Origin of the sequence: Nonomuraea zeae (assembly GCF_005889725.1) — a bacterium.
In the GTDB taxonomy this organism is placed as follows: Bacteria; Actinomycetota; Actinomycetes; order Streptosporangiales; family Streptosporangiaceae; genus Nonomuraea; species Nonomuraea zeae.
On the sequence record NZ_VCKX01000462.1, the window covers coordinates 1 to 6,940 of the forward strand.

A 6,940-nucleotide genomic window follows, 5' to 3' on the forward strand; every position below is an offset into this window, starting at 1 on the left:
GGTCAGCGCGGGCATCACGATCGACCGGATCAGCGCGCGGCTGCGCGACCAGCTCGCCTGGGCCGGGCTCGTCGTGGCGCTCGCGCTGGGCCTGGGGGCGGCGGGGACGTGGCTGGTCACCGTACGGCTGCGCCGCCAGACGCACGGGCTGGGCCCCGTCGAGCTGGGCCGCATCCACGACCACCACGACGCGGTCCTGCACGCCGTCAGGGAGGGCCTGCTGCTGGTGGGCGTGGACGGCACGCTGACGCTGTGCAACGACGCCGCCAGGCAGCTGCTCGGCCTGCCCGCCGACGCGGAAGGGCGGCACGTGGGCGAGCTGGGCCTGGCCCCCCTGGAGGACGGGATGCTGGCCGCCGACGAGGAGCGGGTGCACCTGGTCGGCGACCGGGTGCTCGCGGTCAACAGCGCCGCCAGCAGGCTCGGCACGGTCGTGACCGTACGCGACCACACCGAGCTGCAGGCGCTGAGCGGCCAGCTCGACGCCGAGCGCGGCTTCGCCGACTCGCTGCGCTCGGCCGCGCACGAGGCCGCCAACCGGCTGCACACGGTCATCACGCTGGTGGAGCTGGGCCGCACCGAGCAGGCGGTGGCGCTGGGCACGGCCGAGCTGCGGGCCGCGCAGGAGCTGACCGACCGGGTGGTCGGCTCGGTGCGCGAGCCGGTGCTGGCGGCGCTGCTGCTGGGAAAGAGCGCGGAGGCGGCCGAGCGCGGCGGCGAGCTGGTGATCAGCCAGGACAGCGAGCTGGACGACCTGGGCCTCGACCCGCGCGAGCTGGTCACGATCGTGGGCAACCTGATCGACAACGCCATCGACGCGGCGGGCCGGATCGAGGTGCACCTGAGCGCTGGGGCCGAGGGGATCGTGATCAGGGTGGCCGACGACGGGCCGGGGCTGACGGACCCGGCCGCGTTCGCGAAGGGCTGGACCACCAAGGGCGACGGGCACGGGCTCGGGCTGGCGCTAGTCGGGCAGGCGGTGCGGCGGCTCGGCGGCGCCATCGAGGTCTCCGGATCGGTGTTCACGGTGCGGCTGCCGATCCCCGAGCGGGTGCGATGACGCGGCCGGAGCCGGGCGGCACGTTCTCGGTGCTCGTCGTGGAGGACGAGGAGATCACCGCCGAGGCCAACCGCATCTACGTGGAGCGGGTGCCGGGCTTCGAGGTGGCCGGGGTGGTCAGGTCCGGCGGGCAGGCGCTGCGCTTCCTCGGCCGCACGCCCGTGGACCTCATCCTGCTCGACCTGTACCTGCCGGACATGCACGGGCTGGAGGTGTGCCGGGCCGTGCGCGCGAGCGGGCTGATGTGCGACGTGATCGCCGTCACCTCCGCCCGCGACCTGGCCATGGTCCGCTCGGCGGTGTCGCTGGGCGTCTCCCAGTACCTTCTCAAGCCGTTCACCTACGCGACACTCGCCGAGAAGCTGGCGCGATATGCCCGGTTCAAGGAGGAGGCGGGCCTGGCCGTCGGGCAGGGCGACGTGGACCGGGTCCTGGGGACGCTCAGGGGCAGCTCCGAGCTGCCCAAGGGGATGGCCAGGGACACGCTCGACACCGTGGCCGCCCAGCTGCGCGGGCATCCCCAGGGGCTGGCCGCGCAGGCCGTGGCGGACGCGATCGGAGTCTCCAGGGTGACCGCGCGGCGCTACCTGGAATATCTGGTCGACCTGGGGGTCGCGGGCCGGGTGCCGCGCTACGGCCAGGTGGGCCGGCCAGAGTTGCTCTACCGGATCCCCATGGAAAGTTAATGGTGGTGACGCTGGCCGTTCAATCCGGCCCTCTAGCTTCTGGGTGCAATCCGATGCACTGAGGAGACACACCTTGCGAGTCCTGGCCGTAGTTCCCGCCCGCGGAGGTTCGGCGGGCGTACCCCTGAAGAACCTCGCCCCGGTCGGGGGCGTCCCGCTGGTCACCCGCGCGGTGCGGGCCGCCCTCCGGGCCGAGCTCGTGGACCAGGTCGTGGTCAGCACCGACCACGCCGGCATCGCCGAGACCGCCAGGCAGGCGGGCGCGCTCGTCGTGGACCGTCCCGAGGATCTGAGCGGTGCGACCGCCTCCAGCGAGTCGGCCGTGCTGCACGCGCTTGAGTCGCTCGGCGCGCAGCCCGAGGTGGTCGTGCTCGTGCAGTGCACGAGCGCGTTCATCGACCCGGACGACCTGTCCGCGGCCGTGCGCAAGGTGCTCGACGGAGAGGCCGACTCGGTCGTGTCGGGGCTGCCGACCCACGAGTTCCTCTGGACCGCCGCCGGCACGGGGATCAACCACGATCCGGCCGTCCGGCCGCGCAGGCAGGACCGCGAGGCCCAGTTCCGCGAGAACGGCGCCTTCTACGTCATGCGCGCCGACGGCCTGCGCGAGCACGGCCACCGCTTCTTCGGCCGGACCGCCGTGCAGCCGGTGCCGCCGCAGCACGCCATCGAGGTCGACAATCCCGAGGACCTGGAGCTCGTGCGCGCGCTCGCCCCGTTCCTGGACCGGCCCGAGCCGATCGACGTGGACGCGGTCATCACCGACTTCGACGGCGTCCACACCGACGACCGCGCCTACGTCGACTCCGACGGCCGCGAGATGGTGCTGGTCAGCCGCTCCGACGGGATGGGCGTGTCGCTGCTGCGGCGCTCCGGGGTGAAGGTGCTGGTGATGTCCACCGAGCACAACCCGGTCGTGGCCGCCCGCGCCCGCAAGCTGGGCGTCCCCGTGCTGCAGGGCCTGGCCGACAAGCGGACCGTGCTGCGCGACTGGCTGACCATCGAGGGCCTCGACCCGGCCCGCGTGGCCTACGTCGGCAACGACGTCAACGACCTGGGCCCGATGTCCGAGGTGGGCTGGCCCATCGCCACGCCCGACGCCCACCCGCGCGTGCGCGCGGTCGCCCGCGTGGTGCTGACCAGGCCCGGCGGGTCCGGCGCCGTGCGCGAGCTGTGCGACCGCGTCGTGGCCGCCCGGCCCGAGCCGCCGGCCGCCGAGGTGCGCGCCCGGCCCGCGCTCGGCCCCGTGGCGATCGGCGACGTGCTGGTCGGCGACGGCGAGCCCGTCTACGTGATCGGCGAGATCGGCATCAACCACAACGGCGACCTGGACCTGGCCAGGCGGCTCATCGACGTGGCGGCCGACGCCGGCTGCCAGGCGGTCAAGTTCCAGAAGCGCACCCCCGCGATCTGCGTGCCCGAGGAGCAGAAGGGCCAGATCAGGCAGACGCCGTGGGGCGAGATGACGTACCTGGAGTACAAGGAGCGGACCGAGTTCGGCTACGACGAGTACCGGCAGATCGCGAAATATTGTGATGAGCGCGGGCTGCACTGGTTCGCCTCGCCGTGGGACGTGCCCTCCGTCGCGTTCCTGGAGGAGATGGACGTCCCGGTGCACAAGGTGGCCTCGGCCAGCGTCGCCGACCACGAGCTGCTGCGCACCCTGGCCGCGACCGGCAAGCCGCTCATCCTGTCGACCGGCATGTCCACGCTGTCCGAGATCGACCAGGCCGTCGACATCCTCGGCACCGACAAGCTGATCATGATGCACGCGACCTCGACGTACCCGCTGCCTCCCGAGGAGGCGAACCTGCGCACGATCACCACGCTCAAGGAGCGCTACGGCGTCCCGGTCGGCTACTCGGGGCACGAGCGCGGCCTGCAGATCTCGCTGGCGGCCGTCACGCTCGGCGCGGTCTGCGTGGAGCGGCACATCACGCTCGACCGGACCATGTGGGGCTCCGACCACGCCGCCTCGCTCGAACCGTCCGGGCTGGAGCACCTGGTACGCGACATCCGCATCATCGAGCAGGCCATGGGCGACGGCGTCAAGCGCGTCTTCCCCGGCGAGGAGGCCCCGAAGGCCCGCCTGCGCCGGGTGACCGTCTGACCCGCTCGTACCAGGAGAAACTCACATTGATCACCCTCTCGGTCGTCGTGCCGGTGCGGGACGGCGAGCGTTTCATCGCCGACGCGCTCGCCTCGCTCTGCCACAACGCACGGCACGACTTCGAGTTCATCGTCGTGGACGACGGGTCCGTGGACGCCACGGGAGACATCATCGGCGACTTCGCCGGTGACCTCCCTGGGCTGACCGTGCTGCGCAACCCCGCGCCCGTGGGGCTGGCGGACGCGCGCAACACGGGCCTGTCGGCCGCGACCGGCCGGTACGTCACGTTCATGGACGGCGACGACTGGCTCGCCCCCGGCTACCTGACCCGGCTGGTCGAGGCCATCGACGGGCTCGGCTGCGACTTCGTCCGCGTGGACCACGTCCAGGTCGAGGGCCGCAAGCGGGTCGTGCACCGCGCCCCGCTGGCCTGGCGCGGCGTGGTGCTCGACCCGCGCGACGCGATCCTGCCCGCGGGCGTGCGGACCATGGTGGACTACCCGTACGCCTGGGCCGGGATCTACCGCCGCTCCCTGCGCGACCTGCTGCACTTCCCCGGCTCCCTGCACACCGCCGAGGACCGGCCGTGGATCTGGCGGCTGCACCGGGAGGCCGCCACCTTCGCGGTGGTGTCGATGGCCGGGCTCTTCTACCGGCGGCTGGTGTCCGGATCGCTGACGCAGGTGGGCGACGAGCGCCAGCTCCACTTCTTCGACGCGTTCGACCTGGTGTTCAAGGACCTGGAGGCCGAGTTCCTGCCCAAGGCGGTGCGCAACTTCTGCGCGCTGCTCGGCCACCATCTGGAGATCGCCGACCGGTTCACGCCCGCGCTGCGGGCCCGCTTCGAGGAACGCGGCGCGCAGATGGTGCGCGGGCTGCCCGCGGAGCTGGTGGCCGGCTCGGTGGCGCGGATGTCCGTCGAACGCGAGGCGACGCTGCGGGCCCTGGTGCCCGACCTGCCCCCCACCCCGCACGTCCGGCTCCGCCGCGACCGGGAGGAGACATAGGTGAAGGTCTTCTACGCCTCGACGTTGTTCGGGGCGATGTCACTGGCCGCCGCCATCGACGACGGCCGGTTCGGGGACGGCCGCCGCGTCCTCATCGTGTCGAACAACGCGGCCATCCCCGAGGTCTCGGCCCCCCTCGACAGGACGCCCGGCTTCGCCGTGCTGCGCTCGCGTTTCGACGAGGTGCACTCCTGGAACGAGCTCATCGCCCCCCTGCACCCGTCCGACTGGCGGGCGCGGGTCATCGAGGTGCCGATGTTCGAGCGGCTCATCCGCTCCCGTTTCGGGCTCGACGGCGTCGAGGAGCTGGTGCTGGAGTCGATCGCGGTGCCGCCCGCGCGGACGATCGCCGGGCTGGTGCGCGACTGCCCGATCACGGTCTACTCCGACGGGCTGATGAGCTACGGGCCGACCCGCGACCCGCTGCCCGCCGAGATCTTCCGCCGCATCGGGCGGCTGCTGCATTTGGACCTGGTGCCGGGCCTGACGCCGCTGCTGCTCAGCGAGTACGGCGTCGCCCCCGCCATCCTGCCCGAGGAGCGGTTCCTGTCGGTCGTGCACGAGGTGACCGCCACCGCCCCCGACATGCTGCCCGGCCGGGCGGTGATCCTCGGCCAGTACCTGTCGGCGCTGGAGATCGTCACGCCTGAGGAGGAGGCGGCGCTGCACGAGACGATGCTCAAGGCGCTGGCCGCCCGGGGCTACTCGGAGATCGTCTTCAAGCCGCATCCGGCCGCCGGGCGGCGGCACGCCCAGCTCCTGCGGGCCGCGGCCGAGCCGATGGGCGTGCGGCTGTCGGTTGCCGCGGAGAGCGTGCCGGCCGAGGTGTGCTTCGCGGCGCTGCGGCCGGAGCTGGTCGTGGGCTGCTTCTCCACCGGCCTGGTGACCGCGCAACGCTATTTCGGGCTGAAGGTGGCCTCGTACGGGGCCGATCTGGTGCTCGACCGGCTCACCCCGTACGAGAACAGCAACCGCGTCCCGGCCACGATCGTGGACGCGCTGCTGCCCCGGCTGTCGGCCACCGGCGAGATCGCCGCGCCCCCGGCCGTGGACCTGCCGGCGCTGGTCCGGGCGGTCGGCTACTGCATGCAGGCCGACACCTATCCAGAGCTGCGGCCGGCGAGCATCGAATTCGATCCGCGCTATTTCAAGCGCAAGCGGCTGGAGACGCTGGGGTTCCTGGCCAAGCCGGGGACTTTGTCCCGGCTCCGGAAGAAGATCCGGTCCGCGATCTGATCACGGGCCCTCCCCTCGGGGAAGGGCCCGTTCGCCTTTTCGTTCCGGTTCGGGAGAGAGCGTCGAAGGCTCGGGAGCGAGCTTCGGCGGCTCGGGAGCGAGCTTCGAGGGCTCAGGAGAGGGCTTTGAGGTAGCGGCGCATCCGCCGCTTGGCCCGGTAGCCCGCCCGTAGCATCGTGGGCGGGACCTCCACCCGCAGCCTGGCCCGGCGCCGCGCGGCGGCGTGCTCGGGGCCGTCGAGCAGCGACCTGGCCGGCATCCGCGGCCGGGCGATCACCAGCCCCGTCAGCAGCCCCGTCCAGTCGCCGCGCTCGGCGGGATGGAAGTAGTTGGCCGCGCACCACTCCGCCGCGGCCGTGCGGAAACCGCCATCGGCCAGCTCGCCGAGCGTGCCCAGCAGGCCGCTGCCCTCGAACACCAGGTTGATCATCTCGGCGCTCACGCCGAAGTCGCTCAGCACCAGCGAGGGCACGCCGAGCGCGATCGCCTCCAGCGCCGCCGTCGAGCTCACCGTGACGAACCCGGCCGCCCGGCCGAGCTGCTCGTGCATCGGCCCGGCGGCGAACGCGAGCCGGCCGGGCTCCCCCATCTCGCGCCACAGCCGCTGGTAGTGGTGCCGCTCGTTGTGGGTCTGCCGCTCGCCCTCCAGCGCCCGCAGCTTGACCACCACGTCCAGGTCGGGACGCCGCCCGGCCAGCTCGGCCAGCGCCAGCAGGATCCGCTCGCGCTGCTCCCGCTCGCGCGGCACCTTCGCCTGGGTGGCGAACACGACCCGGTTCCCGCCCCCGGGGCCGGCCTCCGCCTGAGTACGCAGGAACGGCAGCCTGGCCAGGCCCACCGC

Annotated in this window: 6 protein-coding genes; 5 read left to right on the forward strand and 1 reads right to left on the reverse strand. The window is 72.8% G+C overall.

Annotated elements, in window-relative coordinates; all coding sequences use genetic code 11:
• From ETD85_RS58860 to ETD85_RS58880, 5 genes are all read left to right on the forward strand, one after another.
• Positions 1-1,060 (forward strand): sensor histidine kinase (locus tag ETD85_RS58860; RefSeq protein WP_138698516.1); only part of this gene is annotated, 1,060 nt, incomplete at its 5' end.
• On the forward strand, positions 1,057-1,746 hold the full coding sequence (locus ETD85_RS58865) for a response regulator (RefSeq protein WP_138698517.1): 690 nt from the start codon (positions 1,057-1,059) through the stop codon (positions 1,744-1,746). The genes ETD85_RS58860 and ETD85_RS58865, both read left to right, overlap by 4 nt.
• Before the next feature lie 73 nt (positions 1,747-1,819).
• Entirely contained in the window at positions 1,820-3,856 is a 2,037-nt protein-coding gene (locus ETD85_RS58870; protein WP_138698518.1) for an N-acetylneuraminate synthase family protein, read from the forward strand.
• 26 nt (positions 3,857-3,882) lie between these two features.
• Positions 3,883-4,863 (forward strand): glycosyltransferase family 2 protein, encoded by a 981-nt coding sequence (locus tag ETD85_RS58875; RefSeq protein ID WP_138698519.1) that lies wholly within the window; start codon positions 3,883-3,885, stop codon positions 4,861-4,863.
• Positions 4,864-6,099 carry a polysialyltransferase family glycosyltransferase gene (locus tag ETD85_RS58880; RefSeq protein ID WP_206059569.1) on the forward strand — a complete coding sequence of 412 codons (1,236 nt, stop codon included), beginning with the start codon at positions 4,864-4,866 and terminating at the stop codon, positions 6,097-6,099. It begins immediately after the preceding gene.
• A gap of 112 nt (positions 6,100-6,211) precedes the next feature.
• On the opposite strand, the gene ETD85_RS58885 is transcribed toward ETD85_RS58880, so the two are convergent.
• Positions 6,212-6,940, reverse strand: a 729-nt coding sequence (locus tag ETD85_RS58885) for a DUF6716 putative glycosyltransferase (protein ID WP_338087268.1), incomplete at its 5' end; no start/stop codon positions are given.

Excerpts from the sequence above, each read along its gene's own strand:
- ETD85_RS58865 (WP_138698517.1), top strand. The coding sequence starts at position 1,057 with ATGACGCGGCCGGAGCCGGGCGGCACGTTCTCGGTGCTCGTCGTGGAG.